Origin of the sequence: Curtobacterium sp. YC1, assembly GCF_016267665.1 — a bacterium.
Classification (GTDB): Bacteria; Actinomycetota; Actinomycetes; order Actinomycetales; family Microbacteriaceae; genus Curtobacterium.
Genome location: NZ_CP066341.1, coordinates 1,682,063 through 1,707,436 on the forward strand (window position 1 = coordinate 1,682,063; position 25,374 = coordinate 1,707,436).

At 71.4% G+C, this 25,374-nt stretch carries 23 protein-coding genes; 9 read left to right on the forward strand and 14 right to left on the reverse strand.

Annotated features, from left to right (window positions below; all coding sequences use genetic code 11):
* Nucleotides 1-296: 296 nt before the first annotated feature.
* Nucleotides 297-1,808 (reverse strand): glycerol kinase GlpK, encoded by a 1,512-nt coding sequence (glpK, locus tag I8920_RS07975; protein ID WP_198655878.1) that lies wholly within the window; start codon nucleotides 1,806-1,808, stop codon nucleotides 297-299.
* A 74-nt stretch (nucleotides 1,809-1,882) separates the two neighbouring features.
* Nucleotides 1,883-2,608 (reverse strand): MIP/aquaporin family protein, encoded by a 726-nt coding sequence (locus I8920_RS07980; protein ID WP_198655879.1) that lies wholly within the window; start codon nucleotides 2,606-2,608, stop codon nucleotides 1,883-1,885.
* Between the two features lie 315 nt (nucleotides 2,609-2,923).
* On the opposite strand from I8920_RS07980, the gene dhaK reads away from it, so the two are divergent.
* From dhaK to I8920_RS08015, 7 genes are all read left to right on the forward strand, one after another.
* On the forward strand, nucleotides 2,924-3,925 hold the full coding sequence (gene dhaK / locus I8920_RS07985) for a dihydroxyacetone kinase subunit DhaK (protein ID WP_198655880.1): 1,002 nt from the start codon (nucleotides 2,924-2,926) through the stop codon (nucleotides 3,923-3,925).
* 77 nt (nucleotides 3,926-4,002) lie between these two features.
* On the forward strand, nucleotides 4,003-4,629 hold the full coding sequence (gene dhaL / locus I8920_RS07990) for a dihydroxyacetone kinase subunit DhaL (protein WP_198655881.1): 627 nt from the start codon (nucleotides 4,003-4,005) through the stop codon (nucleotides 4,627-4,629).
* Nucleotides 4,626-5,348, forward strand: coding sequence for a dihydroxyacetone kinase phosphoryl donor subunit DhaM (dhaM, locus tag I8920_RS07995; RefSeq protein ID WP_198655882.1), 723 nt, complete (start codon nucleotides 4,626-4,628; stop codon nucleotides 5,346-5,348). The genes dhaL and dhaM overlap by 4 nt, the downstream gene beginning before the upstream one ends.
* A 39-nt stretch (nucleotides 5,349-5,387) precedes the next feature.
* The gene (locus tag I8920_RS08000; RefSeq protein WP_198655883.1) at nucleotides 5,388-7,292 is read left to right on the forward strand and encodes an ABC transporter ATP-binding protein; all 1,905 of its coding nucleotides are present in this window, start codon (nucleotides 5,388-5,390) and stop codon (nucleotides 7,290-7,292) included.
* Between the two features lie 216 nt (nucleotides 7,293-7,508).
* A complete protein-coding gene (locus I8920_RS08005) occupies nucleotides 7,509-8,540 on the forward strand; it encodes an alcohol dehydrogenase catalytic domain-containing protein (protein WP_198655884.1) in 1,032 nt (343 codons plus the stop codon).
* 105 nt (nucleotides 8,541-8,645) lie between these two features.
* Nucleotides 8,646-9,485 carry a helix-turn-helix transcriptional regulator gene (locus tag I8920_RS08010; RefSeq protein WP_198655885.1) on the forward strand — a complete coding sequence of 280 codons (840 nt, stop codon included), beginning with the start codon at nucleotides 8,646-8,648 and terminating at the stop codon, nucleotides 9,483-9,485.
* An 80-nt stretch (nucleotides 9,486-9,565) separates the two neighbouring features.
* Nucleotides 9,566-10,492, forward strand: coding sequence for an SDR family oxidoreductase (locus tag I8920_RS08015; RefSeq protein ID WP_198655886.1), 927 nt, complete (start codon nucleotides 9,566-9,568; stop codon nucleotides 10,490-10,492).
* 162 nt (nucleotides 10,493-10,654) lie between these two features.
* On the opposite strand, the gene I8920_RS08020 is transcribed toward I8920_RS08015, so the two are convergent.
* From I8920_RS08020 to I8920_RS08040, 5 genes are all read right to left on the reverse strand, one after another.
* Nucleotides 10,655-10,810, reverse strand: a complete 156-nt coding sequence (locus tag I8920_RS08020; protein ID WP_198655887.1) for a hypothetical protein — start codon at nucleotides 10,808-10,810, stop codon at nucleotides 10,655-10,657.
* 157 nt (nucleotides 10,811-10,967) lie between these two features.
* Nucleotides 10,968-11,294 (reverse strand): DUF4190 domain-containing protein, encoded by a 327-nt coding sequence (locus I8920_RS08025; protein ID WP_198655888.1) that lies wholly within the window; start codon nucleotides 11,292-11,294, stop codon nucleotides 10,968-10,970.
* Between the two features lie 62 nt (nucleotides 11,295-11,356).
* Nucleotides 11,357-13,750, reverse strand: a complete 2,394-nt coding sequence (locus I8920_RS08030; RefSeq protein ID WP_198655889.1) for an ATP-binding cassette domain-containing protein — start codon at nucleotides 13,748-13,750, stop codon at nucleotides 11,357-11,359.
* Between the two features lie 91 nt (nucleotides 13,751-13,841).
* Nucleotides 13,842-14,294 carry an NUDIX hydrolase gene (locus tag I8920_RS08035; protein WP_198655890.1) on the reverse strand — a complete coding sequence of 151 codons (453 nt, stop codon included), beginning with the start codon at nucleotides 14,292-14,294 and terminating at the stop codon, nucleotides 13,842-13,844.
* A 10-nt stretch (nucleotides 14,295-14,304) separates the two neighbouring features.
* Entirely contained in the window at nucleotides 14,305-15,066 is a 762-nt protein-coding gene (locus tag I8920_RS08040; RefSeq protein ID WP_198655891.1) for an SDR family oxidoreductase, read from the reverse strand.
* A 154-nt stretch (nucleotides 15,067-15,220) separates the two neighbouring features.
* On the opposite strand from I8920_RS08040, the gene I8920_RS08045 reads away from it, so the two are divergent.
* Together I8920_RS08045 and I8920_RS08050 are read left to right on the forward strand one after the other, a co-directional pair.
* A complete protein-coding gene (locus I8920_RS08045) occupies nucleotides 15,221-15,694 on the forward strand; it encodes an NfeD family protein (protein ID WP_232832694.1) in 474 nt (157 codons plus the stop codon).
* A complete protein-coding gene (locus tag I8920_RS08050; protein ID WP_198655892.1) occupies nucleotides 15,691-16,899 on the forward strand; it encodes an SPFH domain-containing protein in 1,209 nt (402 codons plus the stop codon). The genes I8920_RS08045 and I8920_RS08050 overlap by 4 nt, the downstream gene beginning before the upstream one ends.
* Before the next feature lie 66 nt (nucleotides 16,900-16,965).
* Here the strand turns inward: I8920_RS08050 and I8920_RS08055 are convergent, their stop codons facing one another.
* The 7 genes from I8920_RS08055 to I8920_RS08085 form a co-directional block, all read right to left on the reverse strand.
* Nucleotides 16,966-17,316 (reverse strand): RNA polymerase-binding protein RbpA, encoded by a 351-nt coding sequence (locus I8920_RS08055; RefSeq protein ID WP_198655893.1) that lies wholly within the window; start codon nucleotides 17,314-17,316, stop codon nucleotides 16,966-16,968.
* A gap of 146 nt (nucleotides 17,317-17,462) precedes the next feature.
* Nucleotides 17,463-19,055: an apolipoprotein N-acyltransferase gene (lnt, locus tag I8920_RS08060; protein ID WP_232832695.1), complete on the reverse strand. Its 1,593-nt coding sequence runs from the start codon at nucleotides 19,053-19,055 to the stop codon at nucleotides 17,463-17,465.
* 11 nt (nucleotides 19,056-19,066) lie between these two features.
* Entirely contained in the window at nucleotides 19,067-21,505 is a 2,439-nt protein-coding gene (locus I8920_RS08065) for a DEAD/DEAH box helicase (RefSeq protein ID WP_198655894.1), read from the reverse strand.
* Complete coding sequence (tatC, locus tag I8920_RS08070) at nucleotides 21,502-22,254, reverse strand: twin-arginine translocase subunit TatC (protein WP_198658673.1); 753 nt, start codon at nucleotides 22,252-22,254, stop codon at nucleotides 21,502-21,504. Before tatC ends, I8920_RS08065 begins: the two co-directional genes overlap by 4 nt.
* A gap of 111 nt (nucleotides 22,255-22,365) precedes the next feature.
* The gene (locus I8920_RS08075) at nucleotides 22,366-23,337 is read right to left on the reverse strand and encodes a helix-turn-helix transcriptional regulator (RefSeq protein ID WP_198655895.1); all 972 of its coding nucleotides are present in this window, start codon (nucleotides 23,335-23,337) and stop codon (nucleotides 22,366-22,368) included.
* Nucleotides 23,330-24,364, reverse strand: coding sequence for a helix-turn-helix transcriptional regulator (locus I8920_RS08080; protein ID WP_198655896.1), 1,035 nt, complete (start codon nucleotides 24,362-24,364; stop codon nucleotides 23,330-23,332). Before I8920_RS08080 ends, I8920_RS08075 begins: the two co-directional genes overlap by 8 nt.
* A 71-nt stretch (nucleotides 24,365-24,435) precedes the next feature.
* Nucleotides 24,436-25,362, reverse strand: a complete 927-nt coding sequence (locus tag I8920_RS08085) for an FKBP-type peptidyl-prolyl cis-trans isomerase (protein ID WP_198655897.1) — start codon at nucleotides 25,360-25,362, stop codon at nucleotides 24,436-24,438.
* Between the last annotated feature and the right edge of the window lie 12 nt (nucleotides 25,363-25,374).

Here is a 25,374-nt window from a genome sequence, read left to right on the forward strand (position 1 = left end):
GACGACGCCGAGCCGCCCGGCAGGACGCCGGCGTCTCCGTGTCACGCGTCCGAGCCGCCGAAACACCCCCGGAACCGGCGGCGTCTCGTGCGCCCCGCGGCGTCTCACGATGACACCGGCGTGTGCGCACCACACCGGCGTGTGCGCACGACGCCGGCGTCCCGCGTCGACGCCAGCGCGTTGCGACCGACGTGCAGTGGCCGCAACCGACAGGAGGCCCGGTGCCGGTTCCAGGAACCGGCACCGGGCCTCCCGGCAGTGCGTCCAGTGCACGCGGTCAGCGTGCGCCGCTGTTGCTACTGGACGTCCTCGTCGACCCAGTCGAAGGTCTTCGTGACGGCCTTCTTCCACAGACGGAGCGTGCGCTCGCGCTCCGCGGCGTCGAGCTGCGGCTCCCAGCGCTGGTCCTCCTGCCAGTTGGCACGGAGCTCGTCGAGGTTGGCCCAGAAGCCGACCGCGAGACCGGCGGCGTAGGCCGCACCGAGCGCCGTGGTCTCGGCGACGACGGGGCGGACGACCGGCACGTTGAGGATGTCGGCCTGGAACTGCATGAGCTCGCTGTTCGCGGTCATGCCACCGTCGACCTTGAGCTCGGTCAGGTCCACACCGGAGTCGGCGTTGACCGCGTCGAGCACCTCGCGGGTCTGCAGCGCCGTCGCCTCGAGGGCCGCACGCGCGATGTGCCCCTTGTTGACGTAGCGGGTCAGGCCGACGATCGCACCGCGGGCGTCCGGACGCCAGTACGGCGCGAAGAGCCCCGAGAACGCCGGCACGAAGTAGACGCCACCGTTGTCCTCGACCGTCTTGGCCAGGGCCTCGACCTCCGGGGCGCTGCCGATGAGGCCGAGGTTGTCGCGGAGCCACTGGATGAGCGACCCCGTGACGGCGATCGACCCCTCGAGTGCGTAGTGCGTGTCCTGGTCGCCGAGCTTGTAGCCGACGGTGGTGAGCAGCCCGTTCTCGGAGCGGACGATGTCGGTACCGGTGTTGAAGATCAGGAAGTTGCCGGTGCCGTAGGTGTTCTTCGACTCGCCCTGGTCGAACGCGGCCTGGCCGAACGTCGCGGCCTGCTGGTCGCCGAGGATGCCCGCGATCGGGACCTCGCGCAGCAGGCTCGAGGACTCGACGTGGCCGTAGACCTCGGACGAGCTGACGATCTCGGGGAGCATCGACTTCGGCACCCCGAAGTCCGCCAGGATGTCGTCGCGCCACTGCAGCGTCTCGAGGTCCATGAACAGCGTGCGGGACGCGTTCGTGACGTCGGTCTTGTGCACGCCGCCGTCGACGCCACCGGTCAGGTTCCAGAGGACCCAGGTGTCGGTGGTGCCGAAGAGCAGGTCGCCCGCCTCGGCCTTCTCACGCGCGCCCTCGACGTTCTCGAGGATCCACATGATCTTGGTGCCCGCGAAGTACGTGGCGAGCGGCAGGCCGACGATGGCCTTGTACTTGTCGGTGTCGCCACCGGCGAGCTGGTCGACGAGCGCCTGCGTGCGGGTGTCCTGCCAGACGATCGCGTTGTAGACCGGCTTGCCGGTCGTCTTGTCCCAGACGACGGCGGTCTCACGCTGGTTCGTGATGCCGACGGCCGCGACGTCGTGCCGCGTGATGTCGGCACGCGACAGTGCCTGACCGATCACCTCGCGGGTGTTGTCCCAGATCTCGGACGGGTCGTGCTCGACCCAACCGGCGCGCGGGAAGATCTGCTCGTGCTCCTTCTGCCCGGTCGAGACGATCGAACCGGAGTGGTCGAAGACGATGGCTCGGGTGGAGGTCGTGCCCTGGTCGATGGCGACGATGTAGTCGGCCATTGGTGCTCCTTACGGGTGTTCGGTGCGGTGAGCGGCCGGCCGTGACCGGCCGCTCATCCCTGGGTTGGGTGTGCTCAGCTGACGACGGGCAGCAGGGCGTACGAGAGGCCGGCGGCGAGGGCGCCACCGACGAGGGGGCCGACGACCGGCACCCAGGCGTAGGCCCAGTCGCTCGAGCCCTTGCCCTTGATCGGGAGCAGGGCGTGCGCGATGCGCGGGCCGAGGTCACGTGCCGGGTTGATGGCGTAGCCGGTGGGGCCACCGAGGCTGACGCCGATCGCGATCACGAGGAAGGCGACGGGGATCGCGCCGAGCGATGCCGGCGTCTGGCCGTTGGTGAAGGCGATGACGACGAAGACCAGCACGAAGGTGCCGATGATCTCGGTGACGACGTTCCAGCCGTAGGAACGGATCGCGGGGCCGGTGGAGAAGACGCCGAGCTTGGCGGCGGAGTCGGGCTCCTCGTCGAAGTGCTGCTTGTACGCGAGCCAGACGATGACCGCACCGATGATCGCGCCGATGAGCTGGGCGACCCAGTACAGGAGCATCGCGCCGAAGGTGATGTTGCCGAGGATCGCCTGGGCGAGGCTCACCGCGGGGTTGAGCTGACCGCCGGACTTGTACGACACGGTGACGCCGGCGAAGACCGCGAAGCCCCACCCGATCGTGACCATGAGGAACCCGGCGCCGAAGCCCTTCGACTTCGTCAGGGAGACGGCGGCGACGACACCGCCACCCAGGATGATGAGCATCGCCGTGCCGACGAGCTCGGACAGGAACTTGACGCCGATGTCGTCCATCGGTGACCTCCAGTGCGTGAGGGTTGGGGGTCCGGTGGTGCTGCGCCGCACTCCCCGTTGAGTGATTGAGGCCGAGCATAGTGACGGGGTTCACGGCGGCGCGATCCATCCGCGCGGTGATCCGGTCAACGTGCACGAACGTGCACGGCTCGTGTGCCCCGCACGATCCGCGGCGGGTGACACGTCCTCGGTCCGGTGCACGAACGTGCAGTCCGACGGGACGCCCGCCCGTGCCGCCGATGTAGATTGGCCCCACTCCGGTCGACGACGGCGGTGTGACCGCCACGGCTCGACCCCGTCCCCGTGGAGGCACGCATGAAGAAGCTCATCAACGACCCGCAGGCCGTGGTCGACGAGACGGTCCGGGGCTTCGCCCGGGCCCACGCCGACCATGTCGTCCTGGTCGAGGACCCGATCCACCTGCACCGCGCCGACGCCCCGGTCGCCGGCAAGGTCGGCATCGTCAGCGGGGGCGGCAGCGGGCACGAGCCGCTGCACGCGGGGTTCGTCGGGTACGGCATGCTCGACGCCGCCGTCCCCGGTCCGGTGTTCACGAGCCCGACCCCCGACCCGATCGTCGCCGCCACCAAGGCCGTCGACGGCGGCGCCGGGGTGCTGCACATCGTGAAGAACTACACGGGCGACGTCCTGAACTTCGAGACCGCCGCCGAGCTCGCCGCGATGGACGACGTGCGTGTCGAATCGGTCGTGGTGGACGACGACGTCGCCGTGCAGGACTCCCTGTACACCGCCGGTCGGCGCGGGGTCGCCGGGACCGTCGTGGTGGAGAAGTGCGCCGGTGCCGCCGCCGAACGCGGGGACGACCTGGACGCGGTCGCCGCCGTGGCCCGGCACGTCAACGACGTCACCCGGTCGATGGGACTCGCACTCGCGTCGGGCACGGTCCCGCACGCGGGGGAGCCGTCCTTCGTGCTCGCCGACGACGAGGTCGAGCTCGGCATCGGCATCCACGGCGAACCCGGCCGCGAGCGGATCGCGATGGCACCGGCCGACGAGCTCGTCGATCGCGTGCTCGAACCGATCCTCACCGACCTCGACGCCCCGGCCGGGTCGCAGCTGCTGCTCCTGGTGAACGGCATGGGCGGCACGCCGCTGTCCGAGCTCTACATCGCCTACCGCCGCGCCGCCGAGGTGCTGACCGACCGCGGGTTCACCGTCGCGCGTAGCCTGGTCGGCGACTACGTCACGTCCCTCGAGATGCAGGGGTTCTCGCTCACCGTCACGGTGCTCGACGACGACCTCACCGCCCTCTGGGACGCCCCGGTGGAGACCCCGGCCCTGCGCTGGGGCCGCTGAACCACGGCAGGACCACCGGGGGACACCAGCACCACCACACCGCGCCCGCCGGGCCGGACACGCAGAAGGGAACCGCATTGGCGCTCGACACCGCATGGGCCATCGACTGGGTCCGTCGCACCGCCGCGACGATCGACGAACACCGGGCAGAGCTCGTCACGCTCGACCGCGAGATCGGTGACGGCGACCACGGCGAGAACCTCGACCGTGGCTTCCGTGCCGTGCTCGAAGCCGTCGACGGCGGGTCCTTCGACACGCCGGGAGCGGTCCTGAAGACCGTGGCGACCAAGCTCATCTCGACGGTGGGCGGTGCCGCCGGCCCGCTGTTCGGCACCGCGTACCTGAAGGCCGCCCAGGCCGCCGGCGACGCCACCGACCTCGACGCCGACACCCTGGTGGCCGTGCTGACCGCGGCTCGCGACGGCGTCGTGTCCCGCGGCAAGGCCGCCGTCGGCGACAAGACGATGGTCGACGCGTGGAGCCCGGCGGTCGACGCTGCGGCCACAGCTGCAGCCGCCGGCTCCGACCCGCGGGCCGTCCTGACCGCCGCGGCCGACGCCGCAGCGCAGGGCGCCGCCGACACCGAGCCGCTCGTCGCCCACAAGGGCCGTGCCAGCTACCTGGGCGACCGCGCGATCGGGTACCGGGACCCCGGTGCACAGTCGACGGCGTACATCCTGCGCGCCGCGGTGGACGCCGCGTGACCGTCGGCATCCTGGTCGTCTCGCACAGCGCGGCGATCGCGACGGGCACCGTCGAGCTCGCGCGGCAGATGGCCGCCGACGTCCCCCTCGTCGCGGCCGGTGGCACCGATGACGGCGGGATCGGCACCTCGTTCGAGGCCATCACGGCCGGCATCGAGGAACTCGCCGCCGCGGACGCCGTCGTCGTGCTCTGCGACCTCGGATCCGCCTACCTGACCACCGACACCGCGCTCGACTTCCTCGACGACGACCTCCGTGCCCGTGTGCACGTCTCGCAGGCCCCGCTGGTCGAGGGGACGGTGGCCGCGGCCGTGGCCGCGCAGACGGGTGGCGACGCGGAGGCGGTCCTCGCCGCTGCGGCGTCCGCCGCAGCCTCCGCGGACGACGCGAGCACCGCCTCCCGTCCGTCCGGTGACCAGCCGGGAGGCCCGGTGCCGGGTGCCGGGGCCGCCGGCGTCGACGACGTGGCCGCGTCGGAACGCGTCGAGCTCGTCAACGAGACCGGGCTGCACGCCCGCCCCGCGGCGGAGTTCGTCAAGACGGCCGCGAAGTACGACGCCGCGGTGCGCGTGAACGGCGTGGACGCGAAGAGCCTGCTCGCCATCATGGCCCTGGCGCTGCCGAAGGGCGCGACGGTGTCCATCGAGGCGACCGGAGCGGACGCGCAGGACGCGGTGGACGCGCTGGCCGAGCTCGTGCGCAGCGGTTTCGGCGAGTAGCCGACCCGGCTGCCCGTCCCCGACGGAGGAGGACCTGCCATGAGCATGGAAGGCGCGGCCTGGAGCTCGCTGTACAAGATCTCGACCGCCAGGGACGGCAAGCACGGGTTCTCCCGTGAGTCCCTGCGGCGGATCATGACGTTCGCGGTGCCCTACCGGTCGAAGCTGGTGGTCTTCATCGCCCTGTCGGTCGTGGGCGCGTTCCTCGCCGTCGCGACGCCGGTGCTCGCCGGCCGGGTGGTCGACGTCATCGTCGCCCGGGGTGCGGTGTCGACGGTCGTCTGGCTCGCGGTCGTCATCGCCCTCGTCGCCGTGGCCGACGCGGCGGTGTCGCTCCTGACCCGCTGGTTCTCCGCGCGGATCGGTGAGGGCGTGATCCTGGACCTGCGGACGGCGGTCTTCAACCACGTGCAGAAGATGCCGATCGCGTTCTTCACCCGCACGCGGACGGGCGCGCTCGTGAGCCGATTGAACAACGACGTGATCGGCGCCCAGCAGGCCTTCAGCGGCACGCTGTCCGGCGTGGTCACGAACCTCGTGGCGCTCGTCCTCACGCTGACCGTCATGCTGAGCACCTCGTGGCTCGTGACGGTGCTCGCGGTGGTCATGCTCCCCGTCTTCCTGGTGCCGGCACGCCGGATGGGCAGTCGCCTCGCCGCCCTGCGCCGCGAGGCCGCCGACCACAACTCCGCCATGAGCACGCAGATGACGGAGCGGTTCTCGGCACCGGGCGCCACGCTGGTCAAGCTGTTCGGCCGCCCGGACGACGAGGCCGAGGAGTTCCGCGTGCGCGCCGCCCGCGTGCGTGACATCGGGGTCCGCACCGCGATGCTGCAGTTCGTCTTCGTCACGGCGCTCATGCTCGTGTCGGCGCTCGCCCTCGCGCTCGTGTACGGTCTGGGCGGCTTCCTGGCCCTCGCCGGTCAGCTGGACACCGGAGCGGTCGTCACCCTGGCGCTCCTGCTGACCCGCCTGTACGCGCCGCTGACCAGCCTGGCGAACGCACGCGTGGAGATCATGAGCGCCGTGGTCAGCTTCGAGCGGGTGTTCGAGGTCCTGGACCTCCGCCCGCTCATCCAGGAGCAGCCCGACGCCGTGACGGTGCCCGAGGGGCCGGTGTCCGTCGAGTTCGACGACGTGCGGTTCGCCTACCCCTCCGCCGACAAGGTGTCCCTCGCCTCGCTCGAGGAGGTCTCCACGCTGGACACCCGGGGCGGCGAGGAGGTCCTGCACGGCGTGTCCTTCCGGATCGAGCCGGGGCAGACCGTGGCACTCGTCGGGTCCTCCGGGGCGGGGAAGTCCACGATCGCGCAGCTCCTGGCACGCCTGTACGACGTCGACAGCGGCGCCGTCCGCCTGGCCGGGACGGACGTCCGCGAGGTCACGTTCGCCTCGATGCGGCACACCATGGGCATGGTGACGCAGGACGGCCACCTGTTCCACGAGACCATCCGGTCGAACCTGCGGCTCGCGCGCCCCGAGGCGTCCGACGACGAGGTGTGGGACGCCGTCCGCCGCGCACGGCTCGAACCGCTCATCCGGTCCCTGCCGGACCAGCTCGACACCATGGTGGGGGAGCGCGGCTACCGACTGTCCGGCGGTGAGCGCCAGCGGATGACCATCGCGCGCCTCCTGCTCGCGCAGCCGCGGGTCGTCATCCTCGACGAGGCGACCGCGGCACTCGACTCGACGTCGGAGGCGGCGGTGCAGGCGGCACTCAGCGAGGCGCTCGAAGGACGGACCGCGATGGTGATCGCGCACCGCCTGTCGACCATCCGCAGTGCCGACCTGATCCTCGTGGTCGAGGACGGCTCGATCGTGCAGCGGGGGACGCACGAGCAGCTGCTGGCCGCGGGCGGACGGTACGAGGAGCTGCACCGGACACAGTTCGCGGTGCAGCAGGACGTCGCGGCGGACGCGGGAGCACCGAGCGGCGTGTCGTGAGCCGCGGCGTACCCGTTGCCCGGCGGCTGCCTTGCCCGTCGGGAGTTTCCCGTCGACTGTTCCCTGTCGAGTGAGCAGAAGACGTCGGGTCGCACGTGCCCACTCGACGTCTTCTGCTCACTCGGGGGGGGGGGGCGGCGGTGGGGGATGGGCGCGTCGGTGCGGGGGCGTTCGGCTTCTGCTTCTGCTTCTGAGCGCGTCTGCCAGGATGGCGGGATGCGCGCTGTCCAGTACGACCAGTTCAGCTCCGTCCCCGCGATCGTCGAGGTCGCCGAACCGGTGGCGCCGGCCCACGGCGTGGTCGTCTCCGTCGCCGCGACCGGGGTGTGCCGCAGCGACTGGCACGCCTGGAAGGGACACGACGAATCGGTCCGGCTGCCGCACGTGCCCGGGCACGAGTTCGCCGGGGTCGTCCGGGCCGTCGGGTCCGAGGTCCGTGGCTTCGCCGTCGGTGACCGCGTCACGGCGCCCTTCGTCTTCGCCTGCGGCAGCTGCCCGGAGTGCCTCGACGGCGCGACCCAGGTCTGCACCCGGCAGCAGCAGCCCGGGTTCGACCTGCAGGGCTCCTACGCCGAGGCGGTCGTCGTCCCGCACGCCGACGTCAACCTCGTCGCCCTGCCCGACTCCGTGGGCTTCGCCGTCGCGGCCGGGCTCGGCTGCCGGTTCGGCACGGCCTTCCACGCGCTGCACGCCCGAGGACGGGTCGCCGCAGGGGAGTGGGTCGCGGTCTACGGCTGCGGCGGCGTCGGGCTGTCGGCCGTCCTCGTGGCGATCGCCGCGGGCGCCCGGGTGGTGGCCGTCGACGTGTCGGCAGCCGCCCTCGAACGGGCTGCCGCGCTCGGCGCCGAGACCGTGCCGATGGACGACGACGCCGTGGCGGCGGTCCGCGCCCGCACCGACGGGGGAGCCCACCTGTCGATCGACGCCTACGGCAGCCGGGCGACGTCGGTGGCAGCGGTGGGTTCGCTCCGCCCGCGTGGCCGCCACGTGCAGGTCGGGCTGCTGCTCGACGACGAGGCCGCACCGGCGATCCCGATGGGACGCGTCATCGCCGACGAGCTCGAACTGCTCGGCAGCCACGGAGCGGCGGTCAGCGAGTACGGCGCGATGCTCGACGCGGTCGTCGCCGGCACGCTCCGACCCGAGGAGACGATCGGTCGCACCATCGGCTTCGCGGACCTGCCCGACGCGCTCGTGGCGATGGACCGCCCGGCGACCTCGTCGGGCATGACGGTCGCCGTGTTCTGACCAGCCGAGCCGACCGGGCCGCTTTCCTGGTCGCTGTTCCGTCCCACCCGTGAGGTGGATCGGCGAACCGTGGATACGGGCGATGCATCCGTGTAGGAACGTGTCGTGATCGATCGTCAGTCCCTTGCGACGTTCCTGCGTCGCCGTCGCACCGCCCTGCAACCCGAGGACGTCGGGCTGCCGCGTGGTCCCCGTCGACGGACGGAGGGACTCCGGCGTGAGGAGGTCGCGAGCCTGAGCAACATGTCGACCGACTACTACGCACGCCTCGAGCGGGGGACCGGCCCCGCTCCGTCCGCGCAGATGATCGCCGCCATGGCACAGGGGTTGCACCTGTCGGTCGACGAGCGTGACCACCTGTTCCGGCTCGCGGGCCACCAGCCACCGGCACGGGGGACCGTGAGCGAACACGTCGCACCCGGCATGCTGCGGATCCTGGACCGGCTGGTCGACACACCCGCAGAGGTCGTCACCGAACTCGGGGAGACGCTCCGTCAGACGCCGCTCGGGCGGGCGCTGACGGGTGACGCCGCTCGGCGCACCGGCAACGCGCGCAGTCTGGGCTACCGGTGGTTCACCGACCCCGCCGCACAGCAGGCGTACCCGCCCGCCGAGCGAGAGCACCTGTCGCGTGTGTACGCCGCCGGGTTGCGCGAACTCGTCGCCCTGCGCGGCCCGGAGTCGCGTGCCGCAGCGATGGTCGAGGCGCTCCAGGACAACGCCCGGTTCCGCGAGGCGTGGGAACGGCACGAGGTCGGCGTGCAGCTGCCCGACCGGAAACGGTTCCTGCACCCGATGGTGGGGCCGCTCGAACTGTCGTGCCAGACGCTCGTCGACCCGGAACAGTCGCACCGGATGCTCGTCTACACGGCGGAGCCGGGGAGCGTCAGCCACGAGCGTCTGCAACTGCTCGCGGTGGTGCATCCACAGGAGCTCAGCCACTGACCAGCAGGCCCTGGATGTCCCGGACGGCTGCCAGGAGCATGGGCACACGCCCACGCTTCACTGACCACGGAGGACCGACCATGCCGACCACACCCCGATTCGACGTCCCTGACCGCACCGGCACGCTCGCCGTCGTGACGGGCGCCAGCGACGGCATCGGTGCCGTCATCGCACGCCGGTTGGCTGCGGCGGGCGCCGAGGTCGTCATGCCCGTCCGGTCGACCGAGAAGGGTGAACGGGCCGCCGCGCACATTCGTTCCGTCGTGCCCGGGGCGACCGTCCGGGTCACCGCGCTCGACCTGGCACGGCTCGACTCCGTCGCGGCGTTCGTCGCTGCGCTGCGGGACGAGGGGAGACCCGTCCACCTGCTCGTCAACAACGCCGGCGTGATGCGCCCTCCGGTCCGACAGGAGACCGAGGACGGGTTCGAACTCCAGGTCGGGACGAACCACCTCGGGCACTTCGCCCTCACCCTCGGACTCCTCCCGCTGCTGCGCGCCGGACGCGGCCGGGTGACGCACCAGACGAGCGTCGCCGCCCGGCGTTCCCGCCTCGAACTGGACGACTTCGCACAGCAGCAGCAGCGGTACGACGTGATGCGCGCCTACAGTGCCTCGAAGGTCGCCATCGGCTTGTTCGCTCGAGAACTCGACGCGCGGAGCCGAGCCGAGGGCTGGGGGATCAGCAGCAACCTGGCGCACCCCGGCGTCTCGCCGACGAACCTCCTCGCCGCCCAGCCAGGGATGGGACGCGAGCGAGCGGGCGGCGAGCAGCGGATCGTCGAGGCCCTGTCCCGCGTCGGCGTGCTCGGTACGGTGGAACGCGCTGCGCTCCCGGCACTGCTCGCAGCGACCGGCCCCGACGCTCGCGGCGACGAGTTCTACGGACCCCGCCGCATCGTGGCGGGCGCTCCGGCACGGCTGCGGATGTGGCCCTCGTTCACCGACGATGTCGCGGCCCGGGAACTGTGGGACCTGTCGGCCGAGGTGACGGGGACGCGGGTCTGAGTGGTCACGAGGGGACCGTCAGGCACCGGCGGGAACCGCTGAGTTGACATAATATGCATTATCGGCGCGCGCTCAGATGCACGGGACAAGCGCTGAGTGAGCAGAAGAGGTCGGGTCCGACGAACGGACCCGACCTCTTCTGCTCACTGGATGACGACGGTGTCAGTCCGCCGGCTGGGTGGGGACGTCGTCGGCGTCGATCTCGAGCGCGGCCGGCTCGCCGCCCTGTTCCTCCAGGGTGTCCTGGTCGGTGTCGGGCTGCTCCGGCGTCTCGCTCTGGGTGGTCTCTTCGGCTGGGTCAGGCTGGCTGTAGCTCATGCGCCGCACGCTACGCCGATCGGCCTGAGGGTGACTCCTGGTCGCGGCTGCTCGGCTGACCGAACCGACCGAACCGATGGTGAGCAGAAATGGTCGAGTCCTCGGAAGGGACTCGACCATTCCTGCTCACGATGCGGGCCCGCGGACGGGCTCCTGCTCACATGTTCGTCAGGACGACCGCGGTGATGATGTAGCCGACGATGCCGATGACGATCGCGACGGCGGACAGGATGATGCCCGCGAGCACCATGCCGCGGCTGCCACCACGCTTGCGCGCGAGGATGCCGAACACCAGGCCGATGATGCCGGCGACGACGCCGACGATGGCCAGGAAGATGCCGCCGAACACGCCCACGATGCCGAGCACCAGGGAAACGATGGCGAAGGTGTTCGACTGCGCGGGTGCGTTGCCGGGATGGGACATGGTGGAGCTCCTTCTGGTCAGGACGCCGATCCAGGCCGGGTAGCCGATCGTGAGCGTCATTCGGAACGGTAGTCCTCGAACACGGCAAACGCCCAGATTCGCGCGCATCCCTGTTCTGCGGCTCAGGGACCGACGTACTCGGCCAGGTGCCCACCGGTGATCGTCGACCGCGCGGCGACGAGGTCGGCCGGCGTCCCCTCGAACACGACCCGCCCGCCGTCGTGACCGGCACCGGGACCGAGGTCGATGATCCAGTCGGCGTGCGCCATGACGGCCTGGTGGTGCTCGATCACGACGACCGTCCGACCGCCGTCCACGAGTCGGTCGAGCAGACCGAGCAGTTGCTCGACGTCGGCGAGGTGGAGCCCGGTCGTCGGTTCGTCGAGCACGACGACACCACCGCGGTCACCGAGGTGCGTGGCGAGCTTCAGCCGCTGCCGCTCTCCCCCGGACAACGTGGTGAGCGGCTGCCCGATCGTCAGGTACCCGAGCCCGACGTCGGCGAGCCGGGCGAGGACGGCGTGGGCGGCCGGCAGTGCCGACTCCCCTGCCGCGAAGAACGCCAGCGCCTCGGTGACGGACATGGCGAGCACCTCGCTGATGTCCTTGCCGCCCAGGTGGTAGCCGAGCACGGACTGGTCGAACCGCTTGCCGTCGCACTCGACGCACGGGCTCGCGACGCCCGCCATCATGCCGAGGTCCGTGTACACGACACCGGCGCCGTTGCACGCCGGGCAGGCGCCCTCCGAGTTGGCGCTGAAGAGTGCGGGCTTGACGCCGTTGGCCTTCGCGAACGCCTTGCGGATCGGCTCGAGCAGGCCCGTGTACGTCGCCGGGTTGCTCCGCCGCGAGCCGCGGATCCCGCTCTGGTCGATGGCGACGACGTCGTCGCGTCGGGCCAACGACCCGTGGACGAGCGTGCTCTTGCCGGATCCGGCCACTCCCGTCACCACGGTGAGCACCCCCGTCGGGACGTCCACGTCGACGTCGCGCAGGTTGTGGGCCGAGGCGCCGCGGATCGGGATCGCCCCGTCGGGCCGGCGCACCGCGGACTTCACGGAGACACGGTCGTCCAGGTGCCGACCGGTGACGGTCCCGCTCCCGCGCAGCCCGTCGACGGGCCCCTGGTAGCAGAGCGTCCCACCGCCGGAGCCGGCCCCGGGCCCGAGGTCGACGACGTGGTCGGCGATCGCGATGACCTCGGGCTTGTGCTCGACGACGAGGACGGTGTTGCCCTTGTCGCGCAACCGGACGAGCAGCCCGTTCATCCGTTCGATGTCGTGCGGGTGCAGCCCGGTGCTCGGTTCGTCGAACACGTAGGTGACGTCGCTGAGCGAGGAGCCGAGGTGCTTCACCATCTTCACGCGCTGCCCCTCTCCCCCGGACAGCGTGCCGGTCGGGCGGTCGAGTGACAGGTAGCCGAGCCCGATCTCGACGAACGACTCGAGCAGGTTCCGCAGCCCCTCGAGCAGCGGCGCGACCCCCGGGTCGTCCAGGCCCTGCAACCACGTGACCGCGTCGGTGATCTGCATCGCGCAGACGTCGGCGATGCTGCGGCCCCCGATCGTCGACGAGCGTGCGGTGTCGTTCAACCGGGTGCCGTCGCAGGCCGGGCACGTCGTGAAGGTCACCGCACGGTCGACGAAGGCCCGGACGTGCGGCTGCATCGCCTCGCGGTCCTTCTGCAGGAACGACCGGCGGACCCGGTGCACGAGCCCCTCGTAGGTCATGTTGATGCCGGCGATCTTCCGCTTCGTCGGCTCGCGGTACAGGAAGTCCTGCCGCTCCTGCTCGGAGAAGTCGCGGATCGGCGTGTCCCGGTCGAAGTAGCCCGACTCGGCGTACAGCCGCACGTTCCACCCGTCGGTGCCGTAGCCGGGGATGGTGAGCGCGCCGTCCCCGAGCGACTTCGTGTCGTCGAACAGCTGCGTCAGGTCGATGTCGTGCACCGACCCCCGCCCCTCGCAGTCGGCGCACATGCCGCCGAGCCGCGTGTACGAGACCTTCTGGGCCTTCGCGTCCGCGCCCTTCTGCACGGTGATCGCTCCCCCGGCCGTCACGGTCGCGAGGTTGAACGAGAACGCGTTCGGCCCCCCGATGTGCGGCTGGCCGAGCCGGCTGAACAGCACGCGCAGCATCGCGTTCGCGTCCGTGGCGGTCCCGACGGTGGACCGCGGGTCGGCGCCGATGCGCTCCTGGTCGACGACGATCGCGGTGGTCAGCCCGTCGAGCAGGTCGACGTCCGGCCGCGCCAGCGCGGGCATGAACCCCTGCACGAAGGCGCTGTACGTCTCGTTGATCATCCGCTGCGACTCGGCGGCGACGGTGCCGAACACGAGCGAGCTCTTCCCCGAGCCGGAGACCCCGGTGAACACCGTGAGCCGCCGCTTCGGCAGGTCCACGTCGACGTCGCGCAGGTTGTTCGCGCGGGCACCGCGCACCCGGATGCGGTCGTGCCGGTCGGCAGGGTGCGCGTCGGGACCGGTGGGGTCGTCGTCGACCGGATCGCTGTGCATGCGGGTCAGCGTACCGACGGGAGGCCCGTGGCGGGGTCGCCACGGGCCTCCCGTCCGGTCCGTGGTCGGCCCACGGGCCGTGGTGCGGCGCTCAGGCGCCGTGACGGCGCACCAGGTCCGGCAACTCGGCGGGTTCGAACGGCTCGTCGGTCGCGTCGAGTTCGTCGGCGGTCCACCAGCGCGAGGCGAGGATGTCCACCCGCTCGTCGTCGGTCCACTCGGCGTCGGACAGTTCGAAGCCCGGCGTGCGGACGACGTAGAACTCGGCGTGTCCGCGGTCGTGGTCGGCGAGGTCCCACTCGACGTCGAAGTCCCACGACCACACCGACTCCCCCGGCTCGTCGATGACGATGCCGGTCTCCTCGCGGAGCTCCCGGACGGCCGCGTCGCGGTGGGACTCCCCCGGGTCGACGCCGCCGCCGGGCGTGATCCAGCGGTGGGCGCCGTCGGACGACGGGGACTTCGTGTCCATCAGGAACACGCGTCCGTCGGGGTCGAGCAGCAGGATGCGGGAGGTACGGCGCAGGCCGGGCTTGGCGGTCACCGAGCCGACGCTAGCCGACGAAGCCGCTGACGTCGCCGACGAGCTTGGTGTGGTCGGCCGGGATCGGCTCGACGGCGGCGAGGGCGATCTCCGCCGCGAACTCGGACACGCTGTACAGCTTGCCGACCTCCTGCCGGCGGCCCTCGATCGCGCCGGGGTTCAGGCGGTTCAGCAGGGTGGCCGTGATCGTGCCCTCGATCATGTCGCCGGAGACGACGACGAACTCGATGCCGGCGGCCTCGAGCTGCGGGATGAGTTCGCGCAGCGCCAGCTCGCCGGCACGCTTGCTCTTCGCCACGGGGACGTACTCGTCCATCGTCTCGGCGGTCTCGACGAAGTGCGCCTGGTGGCTCGTGACGAAGACCACGCGGGAGCCGGCGGGCATGTGCGGCACGGCGGTCTGCAGCATGTCGACCTGGGCGTCGCGGTTCAGCCGGAGCGCGTAGTCCTCGCCGAGGCCGGACTCCATGCCGCCCGATGCGTTCAGGACGAGCAGGTCGATGCCGCCCCACTCCCGCACGACCGTGTCGACCATGGCCTGCACCGAGTCGTGGTCGGTGAGGTCGGCGCCGACGGCCAGTGCGGAACCGCCGTCCGCGACGATCTTCTCGGCGATCTGCTCCGCACGCCTGGCCTTGTTGCGGTAGTTCACGACCACCTTCGCGCCGGCCTCGGCCAGGTAGCCGACGGTGTCGGCGCCGATGCCGCGCGACGAGCCGGTGACGACGGCGCGCTTGTCGGTGAGGGATCCGGGGGCGAGGGGGTTGGTCACAGTCGTGTTCTCCAGGTCTGGTTCCGGCCGGTCGGGCGCACCGAGTCTACCGACGGGCCACGCCGCCGTCGGACGCTCCTGATATGTTGAACGGAGTTGTACCGGCCGTCGCGACGCAGCAGGCCGCCGCGCGTGACCGAGGGAGGGAGATCACGTGAACGGGATCGATTGGATCCAGACCACCGTCTGGATCGGACTGGTGTTGGTGCTCGGCGTGGTCGAGATCTTCACCCTCGACTTCATCTTCATCATGCTCGCGGCCGGCGCCGCCGGCGGGTTGATCGCGGCGTTGCTCGGCGCGCCGTGGTGGCTCTCCGCCGTCATCGCCGCCGTGCTCGCGCTCGTGCTGCTCTCGCTCGTCCGGCCCCGCCTGCTGGTGGCCCTCGGACGCAACGCCGACCCGCACCGCACCAACGTCGAGGGGCTCATCGGCCTCCCCGGCACGGTCGCGGTCGCCTGCACCGCTTCCGCTCCCGGCCAGGTCCGCCTGGCCAACGGCGAGACCTGGAGCGCACGGTTCGCCGTGGGTTCCGTCGACCGCACACCGCCACTCGGCACCCCCGTGGTCGTCGAGTCGATCGAGGGGTCGACCGCGGTCGTGCGCCTCGCAGAAAGGGCCACACCGTGACCATCTCCGCAGGGACGATCGCACTGATCGTCCTCGTCCTCGTCGTCGTCATCTTCGTGATCGTCGTCCTGGCGAAGGCCATCCGCATCGTCCCCCAGGCCACCGCCGGGATCGTCGAGCGCCTCGGCAAGTACCACAAGACCCTCAACCCGGGTCTGAACCTGCTCGTGCCGTTCATCGACCGTCTGCGTCCGCTCCTCGACATGCGCGAGCAGGTCGTGTCCTTCCCGCCGCAGCCCGTGATCACCGAGGACAACCTGGTGGTCTCGATCGACACCGTCGTCTACTTCCAGGTGACCGACGCCCGTGCTGCCACGTACGAGATCGCGAACTACCTCGGCGCCGTCGAGCAGCTCACCACCACCACGCTCCGCAACGTGGTCGGCGGGCTCAACCTCGAAGAGGCCCTGACGAGCCGCGACAACATCAACGGTCAGCTCCGCGTCGTGCTCGACGAGGCGACCGGCAAGTGGGGCATCCGCGTGGGCCGGGTCGAGCTGAAGGCCATCGAGCCGCCCGTGTCCATCCAGGACGCCATGGAGCAGCAGCTCCGCGCGGAGCGCAGCCGTCGTGCCGCGATCCTGCAGGCCGAGGGCACCAAGCAGTCCCAGATCCTCGAGGCGGAGGGCCAGCGGCAGGCCGCCATCCTCGCGGCCGAGGGTGACGCCAAGGCCCAGGTCCTGCGTGCCGAGGGCGAGGCCCAGGCCATCGCCACCGTGTTCGAGGCGATCCACACCGGTGACCCCGACGAGAAGCTGCTGTCCTACCAGTACCTGCAGACCCTGCCGAAGATCGCCGAGGGCACCGCGAACAAGCTCTGGATGATCCCGAGCGAGTTCACCGAGGCCCTGTCCGGCATCGCGAAGGGCTTCAGCGCCAGCCGTGGTGGCGGTGCCGGCCCGGTCGGCGGCGCCGCGGGTGGCACGGACTTCCTGTCGCGCATCTCCAAGCTCGCGAACGAGAGCCTGGCGAACACCTCGGCGGGCGCTGCGGCCGAGACGACCATGCCGCGCGCGGACGCCACCGCAGCCGACATCGTCCCCGAGTCGGACCTCGACGCCCGACTGGCCGAGTCGAACCGCAGTGTCGACGCGCACCTGGCGGCAGCCGACGACGCGACCGCCGAGCAGGTCGACGACGCCCCGACCACGCCGGGCGACGACGCGTCCGGGCACCGCTCGACCGACGGTTCCGGTCGGCGCTGACCCAGCAGCACCACGAACGACGACGCCCGCCCCGGGGAACCGGGGCGGGCGTCGTCGTTCGTCGTGTCAGGCGCCGCGTCGGGCGCGGAGGAACTGCAGGCGCTCCTCGAGGAGCTCCTCGAGTTCCTCGCGCGAGCGGCGCTCGAGCAGCATGTCCCAGTGGGTGCGGGGTGCCTTCACGTCCTCTTCGGCGACCTCGACGGGGATGCCGTCGTCGCCGAGCAACCGACCCTCACGACCGGAGCGGGGCTCCGACCAGATCTGTGGGACGTCCGCGTCGGCGGAGAAGACGATGTCGAACGTCTCCCCCGAATCGGTCTGGTAGACCGCGCGCTTGCGGTCCGAGAGCTCGACGCCCTCTTCGCTCTGGAGGCTCTGACTCCCGAGCCGCATGCCGCGGAGACTCCGATCAGCCATGTGTGTGCTCCTCTCGCTCGTCTGCCCTCCTCAACACTGTCCCACGCACGATGCATCCCGTCCCGGCGCATTCACAGTCCGTTCCCAGTGCAAGGCCCCGGGCTCACTCCGGCAGAACGGGCGCGCGCGGGCCGCGTCGTGCCCGGTCAGCGTCGGGAGCGACGACCCCAGGGTGCGCAGGCGAGCAGCACGAGCAGGCCGCCCAGCGAGACGAGCAGGGTGATCGCCCCGGACGCGATGGTCGCCGGCGTCGTGGAGGTGCCGAGTGGCACGTCGGTCACCATCGAGGTGGCGGTGTACTCGGGCACGCGGTCGATCGTGCGTCCGGCCGGGTCGATGACCTGCGACGCACCGACGGTCGAGATGTTGACGAGCGAACGCCCGGTCTCGATCGCCCGCATCCGCGCGATCTCCAGCTGCTGCAGGTTCTCGTCGGTGCCCGAGAAGTCGGCGTTGTTCGTCTGCGCGAGGATCACCTGCGCTCCCCCACGCGCCATGTCGGCGGTGAGCCCGTCGTCCACGATGTCGAAGCAGATCGAGATCCCGGCGCGGATGCCCGCCACGGAGAGCACGTTCGGCTTCGTCCCCGGCGTGTAGTCGCGCTGCAGCAGCCCGATCAACGACGGCGCCAGCTTCGAGTAGAACCAGCGGTCCGGCACGTACTCGCCGAACGGCACCGGTCGCTTCTTGTCGTACGACGACTGCCAGCCGTCCTCGGTCCAGACGAACGACGTGTTGTGCAGCACGCCCGACGGTGTCTGCGTGATCGCTCCCGCGACGATCGGTGCACCGGTCGACCCGACGACCGCGTCGAGCGCGGAGGCGATCGCGGGCTGCTGTCGCGGGTCGTACTCCGCTCCGGCCTCGGGCCAGACCACCAGGTCGACCCCCGTCGCGTCGACGTCCGTCGCCGCGACCTGCGCTGCCAGCACGTCGCCGGGCTGGGCACGGTCGAAGTACCCAGCCGGACCGTTGCCCTGCACCGACTCGATGCGGATCGTGCCGTCGGTCGCCGTCGGCCACGCCGGGACCGCCAGCACGGCTGCGACGAGCAGGCCCGCGGTCGCGATGCGTGCCGGGACCCGAGCGGTCGCACCCGGGGTGCGCGGGCTCACCAGGGCGAGCGACACGACCACGGCGACGCAGTAGACGACGATGAACGACAGACCGAGCACGCCGACGTAGGCCGCCAGGTGCGTGAAGGGTCCCTGCGACTGCGACAGGCCCACCCGGCCCCACGCGAAGCCGCCGTACGGCCAGCTGCCCGAGAACCACTCGCGTCCGGTCCACAGTGCGGCGACGACGGCCGGGAGGCCCCACACCCGTCCGGCGGTCGACCGCACCACCCGTGCGACCCAGCGGTACGCCAGGGCGATCGCCACGCTGCCGAGCGCGAAGAACGCGGCTTCCAGCAACGCGAGCGCGAACCACGGGACGGGTCCCAGGTAGCGTCCGGCCCAGGAGATCGCCGGGATCCAGAACGCGGCGCCGGCGATGTACCCCAGCCAGGCCGCGCGGCGGGCGCGCTGCCCCATCGCGGCGAGCAGCAGGCACGCCAGCGCCGGGTAGGCGAGGAACCACCAACCGGGCGACGGGAACGCGAGCGCGAACAGCAGTCCCCCGATGACGGCGAGCGGCAGGGCGGTGCCCAGCGGCAGGGCCGCGAACGGACCCGTCGCGACCGCACCGCGCCCGACGCGCGTCGGCTGCCCGGGCACACCGGTCTCGGGGATCCGCACCGTGCCTCCCGTCAGACCGTCGCGTAGGCGACGATGCCGCGGCGCACCGCGTCCGTCGCGCGCCGCGCGGTCTGGGCGAGGTCGTCGTCACCGGCGTTCCGGATCTGGTCGAGCAGGTCGATGACCTGCTTCGACCAGCGCACGAAGTCACCGGCCGGCAGGTCGAGCGTGCGCAGGACGTCGTCGAGGGCCGAGCCCGAGGCCCAGCGGAACATGCCGACCGCCATCGCCGGGGTGGGCGGCTGCGAGCCGGCCAGGCGCGCGGCGCGTTCGACGTCGTCGAGTCGCGACCAGATGGTCAGGGTCTCGTCGAGGGCGGGGCGGAAGGCGCCGCGGGGCAGCGCGTGCTCGGTGCCGGGGGCGTCCTCGCGTCGGGGCTGGTAGACGATCGTGGCAGCCATCGCGGCGAGCTGCGCCGGGGTGAGGTCCTTCCAGACCCCCGCCTCGAGGCACTCGGCGACGAGCAGGTCGCGGTCGCCGTAGATGCGCTGCAGGCGTCGCCCGCCCGCGGCGACCGTTGCCTCGCCGTTGCCCGCGTCGACGAGGTACCCGAGCTCGAGGAGTACTTCGGTCACCCGGTCGAACGTCGTCGCCACGGCGCCCGTGCGGGATCGGATCTGCTGGACGAGCTTGTCGTTGGCGCGCTTGAGCTTCCACCAGCGTTCCGACCAGCGCGCGTGCGCCTCGCGGTCCGGGCAGGCGTGGCAGGGGTGCCGCTGGAGCTGCCGACGGACCGCCGTGATCGCGGCCTGGCGCTCCTGCCGTGCGCCGTGCGAGGCCTCACGGCCGCCGGGCACGTTGGTGCGCTCGAGGTCGGACAGCTCGCGACGGAGCGAGGAGTACTCGGTGAAGTCACCGAGGTGGCACTCCATCGCCTGGCGGTAGCCGTCCAGCGACTCCTGCTGGGAACGGACCTTCCGCGCGAGGTCGACCACGGACCGGTCTGCCTGGAACTGCGCGAACGAGGTCTCGAGGACCTCGCGCGTGCGCTGCCGACCGAACTGTTCGATCAGGTTGACGGCCATGTTGTACGTCGGCCGGAACGACGAGTTGAGCGGGTACGTCCGGCGGCTCGCGAGCGAGGCGACGGCCTGCGGGTCGAGGCCGTCCGTCCACTGGATGACCGAGTGCCCCTCGACGTCGATGCCACGACGGCCGGCACGACCGGTGAGCTGCGTGTACTCCCCCGGCGTGATCGGCACGCGCGCTTCGCCGTTGAACTTCTCGAGCTTCTCGAGCACCACCGTGCGCGCCGGCATGTTGACGCCGAGCGCCAGGGTCTCGGTCGCGAACACGACCTTGAGCAGCTTGCGCTGGAAGAGGTTCTCGACGACCTCCTTGAACGCGGGCAGCAGACCGGCGTGGTGCGCGGCGACGCCACGCTCGAGCCCTTCGAGCCACTCCCAGTACCCGAGGACGGCGAGGTCCTCGTCGAGCAGCGTGCGGCAGTGGTACTCCGCCGTCTCGCGGATCTCGTTGCGCTCCTGCACGGTCGTGAGCGAGAGCCCGGAGCGCAGCACGTTGCGGACGCCCTGGTCGCACCCGTTCCGGCTGAACACGAAGAAGATCGCGGGCAGCAGCATCCGCTCGTCGAGCATGTGCGCGATCTGCTCGCGGTGCACCTTCTCGGTGCGCGGGCCACGACGTTCCGGGTAGCCCCCGCGTCCGCGACGGCCGCGGTGTCCGCCGCCGTGCCGTTCGCTGCGTGCACCGCCGCCGACCATGCGGAGCAGTTCCGGGTTCACGCGGTTCGTCGCCGCGGCGCCGCTCGAGTCGAACAGGTCGACCATCTTCGAGCCGACGAGCACGTGCTGCTCGAGCGGGACGGGGCGGTCCTCCGACACGATGACGTCGGTGTCGCCGCGGACGGTCTGCAGCCAGTCGCCGAACTCCTCGGCGTTGGACACCGTGGCGCTCAGCGAGACCAGGCGGACCTCGGTCGGCAGGTGCAGGATCACCTCTTCCCACACGGCCCCGCGGAACCGGTCGGCCAGGTAGTGCACCTCGTCGAGCACGACCCAGGCGAGGTCGTCGAGCAGGTCGGAGTCCGCGTAGATCATGTTGCGCAGGACCTCGGTCGTCATGACGACGACGCGTGCGCGGGGGTTGACGTTCGTGTCGCCCGTCAGCAGCCCGACCTCGGACTCCCCGTACACGTCGACCAGCTCGGCGTACTTCTGGTTGCTCAACGCCTTCATCGGCGTCGTGTAGAAGACCTTGGCGGTCGGCTGGCGCATCGCGAGCCAGATCGCGAACTCCGCGATGATCGTCTTGCCGGCACCCGTCGGGGCGGCGACGAGCACGCTGCGCCCCTGGTCGAGTGCGTCGCAGGCGGCGAACTGGAACGGGTCGAGGTCGAAGCGCAGGTCGGACCGGAACAGTTCGAGGTTGCGCGAACGGTTGCGGACCTTGGCCGCGGCGAACCGCTCGGCCGCACTGGCACCCGTCACAGGCCGTACTCCTCGTCGAGCTTGGCCTGGCGCTTGGCGACCCGGCGGTCGTGGATCCACGTCACGAGGCACGCGGCGAGGTAGAGCACCAGCATCGGGACCGCGAGCAGGAACATCGAGATGATGTCCGAGCTCGGCGTGACGATGGCGCAGAAGACCAGGATGCAGAGGATCGCGACGCGCCAGCTCTTGATGATCGAAGCGGCCGTCAGCACCCCGACGAAGTTGAGCAGGACGAGGAAGACCGGCAGGACGAACGCGATGCCGACCGCCACGATGAGCTTGATGACGAAGTCGTAGTACGCCTTCGCGTCGACGATCGAGGTGTCCTCGCTCGAGACGAAGCTACCGAGGATGCCGACCACGTGCGGCAGGATGAACCACCCGAAGTAGCAGCCGCCGAAGAACAGCGGGATCGCGGTGCCGAGGAAGCCCCAGACGTACTGCTTCTCGCGCCGGACCAGCGCGGGGACGATGAACGCCCAGATCTGGTAGAGCCAGACCGGGCTGGCGAGCACGATGCCGATCGTGATCGCGATCTGGAGCTTCAGGTCGAACGCCCCGGTGATCATCGGGAAGTTCAGCTCGGCGGTGTGGCCACCGACCTCGGCGAGCTGCGTCACCGGCGCACGGAGCGCGTCGAGCACGAACGGGGTCAGGAACCACCCGCCGATCGCTCCGACGACGATCGCGATGACTGCGCGGAACAGGCGGTTGCGCAGCTCGATGAGGTGCTGCCCGAGCGACATGCGGCCTTCGGCGTCGGTCTTCTGGCGCCCCTGCCGCTTCGCTCGCCCGCGCGCGGTCGTCGAAGCCATGTCGTCGATCTTACGGGGTCCGCACCGACAGTCCGCCGCGGGTCAGCCCGCGGCGAGGGCACCCGCGGCGAAGTCCCGCACCGCCGCCCGCGCGGCCGGCGGGTCGAGGACCACCGCCCGCCCCGGCAGCCCGGCGACGAGCCGCACCACCCCGTCGAACCCGTGCGATGCGGCGAGCCGGATGCGCACGCGCCCGTCGTCGTCCGGCGCGTCGGCGGTGTCGGCGAGGAAGTCGGCGACCAGCGGCAGGGACGTCGAGTCGAGCTCGACCGTGACGATGACGTCGTCGGCGGCCTGCTGGAAGAGGGTGTCCGGGATGACGACCTGGTCGATCGTCTTCTCGGCGGGACGCTCGTCCACGCACACCTCGGACATCCGGTCGAGCCGGAAGGTCCGGAGCGCCTGGCGGTCGAGGTCCCAGGCGCGGAGGTACCAGTCGGTGTCGATCGACTCGACGCGCAACGGGTCCACCCGGCGGGTGCCGCCCTGGGTGCGCGGTCCGGCGTACTCGAACGTCAGCCCACGGCCGTCGGACATCGCCCGCCGGATGGTGGCGAGTGCGACGTCGTGCAGGTCCTGCCCGACGGCGACGGTCGACGCCGCTCCCCCGGCCCCGCGCGACAGCTTCGCCATGAGCGCGCGGATGGCGTCACGGTCGGCGGCCTCGGGCAGGGCGGACAGGTACTGCAGCCCGGCGATGAGCGCCGAGGCCTCGCGAGCGGACAGCCGAGGCGAGTCGTCGATCGCCACCAGGTTGGTGAGCACGATCATGTCGTTCTGGTCGAAGTCGTCCCAGGCGATGTCGAACAGGTCACCGTGCTGGTACTGCATCGTCTCGCCCGGGACGCCCGACACGGCGATGAGCTCGACGGCGCGTCGGATGCGGGCCTCGGGCACACCGAAGTGCCGAGCGGCCTCGGCCACCGAGACGCGTTCACGGTCGATCAGGTAGGGCACCAGGGCGAGCAGGAACGCGAGCTTGTCCTGCGCCTGCAGGGGTTGGGCCTCAGCCACGGTCGGTGTCCTCTCCGGCATCGCTGTGGTCGCGCACGAGGGCGCGCAGCCGCTCCTCGACGCGGACGCGCAGGTCGTCTGGCTCGAGCACCCGGACCTCCGGTCCGAAGGCGGCGAGTTCCTCGGCCAGGATCTGCGGGTCGACGTGGTGGAGCACGAGGGCGCCGTCCGCGTCGGTCTCGGTGTCGCGACGGCGGGTGAGCCGGCGCTCGGCATCGGACCCGGGGGTCACGGCGATGCGCGCGGTGCGTGCGGCCCAGACGTGCTCGAGGCCGGCGAGCGTGCGCTCCCCCGCCCCCACGGGAGCCGTGTGCTGGCCAACCTCGTACTGGGTCACCGGCCCGACGATCCGGGACAGCAGGTAGTTCTTGTCGGAGTCGGTGGCGAACTCGTGGGCGGCGAGCATCCACCGGCCGCCGTGCTGCACGAGGGCGAGCGGCGCGACCGAACGTCGCCGGGCCTCGTGCTGCCCCGGGGTGATGTAGTCGAAGCGCACCGCGGCACCGCGGTCGAGCGCCGACCGGAGCGGCTCGAAGGACGCGTCACGGGCACGGAGCCGCGGCGCGTAGGCGTCGACGCCGAGCTGCAGCGCGCCGTCGTCGTCCTCGGCACCGGCGGAGCGCACCTTGAGGAGCCCCCGTCGGGAGTCGGCGGACAGGGCACCCTCGCGCCAGGCCATCGCGGCCAGGGACAGCAGTGCCGACTCGTCCGGGGTGAAGCGGACGTCGACGGGCAGGTCGTACTCGCCCTTCGGGATCCGGTACCGCAACGTCTGGTTGTTGCCGGCGGCACCGGGGGTCTCGATGGTCTCGAGCGGGATCCCGAGCTCGCGGACGTCGTCCTTGTCACGCTCGAACTGGCGCTCGAGCGAGGCGTTGTCGCCGCCCGGCGTGAACCGCTGGCGGTAGCCCTGCACGTTCGCCAGGATCTCGCCCTTGGTCAGCCCCGACTCCGTCGAGAGCAGCGCGAGCACGAGGCTGAACAGCCGCTCCTCGGCGGGCACACGGGGCACTCGGGTCGCTGGCACGAGCCGATCCTACGGCAGCGCGGGTGCACCGGAGTGCACCCGCGCCGCGGTCCGTGGAGGGTCGACCGGGGTCAGTTCGACATGGCTCCGAGCACGTCGATGACGTACGCGTACGCGGTGCCCTGCTGGTTCACGACGGCGAGGACCTGGTCGCCGACGCGGTGGCCGACGACGGCCTTCCGGACGCCCTCGTCGACCTGGCCCTCGGCGAGCGGGATCGTCTGCGCGCCCGAGCCGTCGGTCCAGCTCGAGCCGGCCACCGTGGGGTCGGCACTCCACGTGACCGCGGTGTACTTGATGACCGCGGTGTCCTCCGCGGTGAGCTTCCGACCGTCGCCCTTGCGGAGCAGGTGGGTCTCGTTGCCCTTCGGCGCCGTCCACGACGGGATCGTGATGCCGGGGGCCCCGGAGGGCGCGAGCACGACGGCCGGCATCCGGTCGCCGGCGAGCTGCGGCGTGCCGGTGGCACGGGCGTCGAACGCGCGCTTGACGTCGATGACGGCGATGACCGCGTCCTCGGTCTCGTCGGACGAACCGCTGCCGGCGGCGGCGCCGTCGGGCGTGCTGCTCAGGGCGCTCTTCGGCAGGGCCACCGCGAGGCGGTCGCCGACACGCGCGCACTGCAGCGAGTCGCCGAGCGCTCCGTAGTTGCTCGCGCCGGCCGTGATCGGGGCGGTCTGGCCGGAGTAGCCGCTCGTCTGGGCGACCTGTCCGGTGGTGCCGTCCACCAGGGTGTACTCCACCAGCACGGGCGTGCCGTCGTCGATCGTGCGCCCGCTGCCCTGCTGCAGCACGGACACCTGGGTGCCCTTCGTCGTCAGTCCCTTCGGCACGGTGACCTTCGGCTCCGAGCCGAACTTGCCGGTGGCGGTCACCGCTTCGGACGCGGCACCGGGGGCGGCACAGCTCGAGGGCGTGGTACCGGCACCGTTCGACGCGCAGGCGGTGAGCGACGCGGCGAGACCGATGGTGACCAGGAGTGCGGGGATGGTGCGCACGGACCCTCTTTC

What these genes read in the sequence shown, in the direction of transcription:
- I8920_RS07980 (WP_198655879.1), bottom strand. Translation starts at nt 2,608, where the DNA reads ATGGACGACATCGGCGTCAAGTTCCTGTCCGAGCTCGTCGGCACGGCG.
- tatC (WP_198658673.1), bottom strand. Translation starts at nt 22,254, where the DNA reads ATGTCGCTCGGGCAGCACCTCATCGAGCTGCGCAACCGCCTGTTCCGC.
- I8920_RS08025 (WP_198655888.1), bottom strand. Translation starts at nt 11,294, where the DNA reads ATGACGCTCACGATCGGCTACCCGGCCTGGATCGGCGTCCTGACCAGA.
- I8920_RS08020 (WP_198655887.1), bottom strand. Translation starts at nt 10,810, where the DNA reads ATGAGCTACAGCCAGCCTGACCCAGCCGAAGAGACCACCCAGAGCGAG.
- I8920_RS08005 (WP_198655884.1), top strand. Translation starts at nt 7,509, where the DNA reads ATGCGCGCTGTCCAGTACGACCAGTTCAGCTCCGTCCCCGCGATCGTC.
- I8920_RS08030 (WP_198655889.1), bottom strand. Translation starts at nt 13,750, where the DNA reads ATGCACAGCGATCCGGTCGACGACGACCCCACCGGTCCCGACGCGCAC.
- glpK (WP_198655878.1), bottom strand. Translation starts at nt 1,808, where the DNA reads ATGGCCGACTACATCGTCGCCATCGACCAGGGCACGACCTCCACCCGA.
- dhaK (WP_198655880.1), top strand. Translation starts at nt 2,924, where the DNA reads ATGAAGAAGCTCATCAACGACCCGCAGGCCGTGGTCGACGAGACGGTC.
- I8920_RS08015 (WP_198655886.1), top strand. Translation starts at nt 9,566, where the DNA reads ATGCCGACCACACCCCGATTCGACGTCCCTGACCGCACCGGCACGCTC.
- I8920_RS08000 (WP_198655883.1), top strand. Translation starts at nt 5,388, where the DNA reads ATGAGCATGGAAGGCGCGGCCTGGAGCTCGCTGTACAAGATCTCGACC.
- I8920_RS08055 (WP_198655893.1), bottom strand. Translation starts at nt 17,316, where the DNA reads ATGGCTGATCGGAGTCTCCGCGGCATGCGGCTCGGGAGTCAGAGCCTC.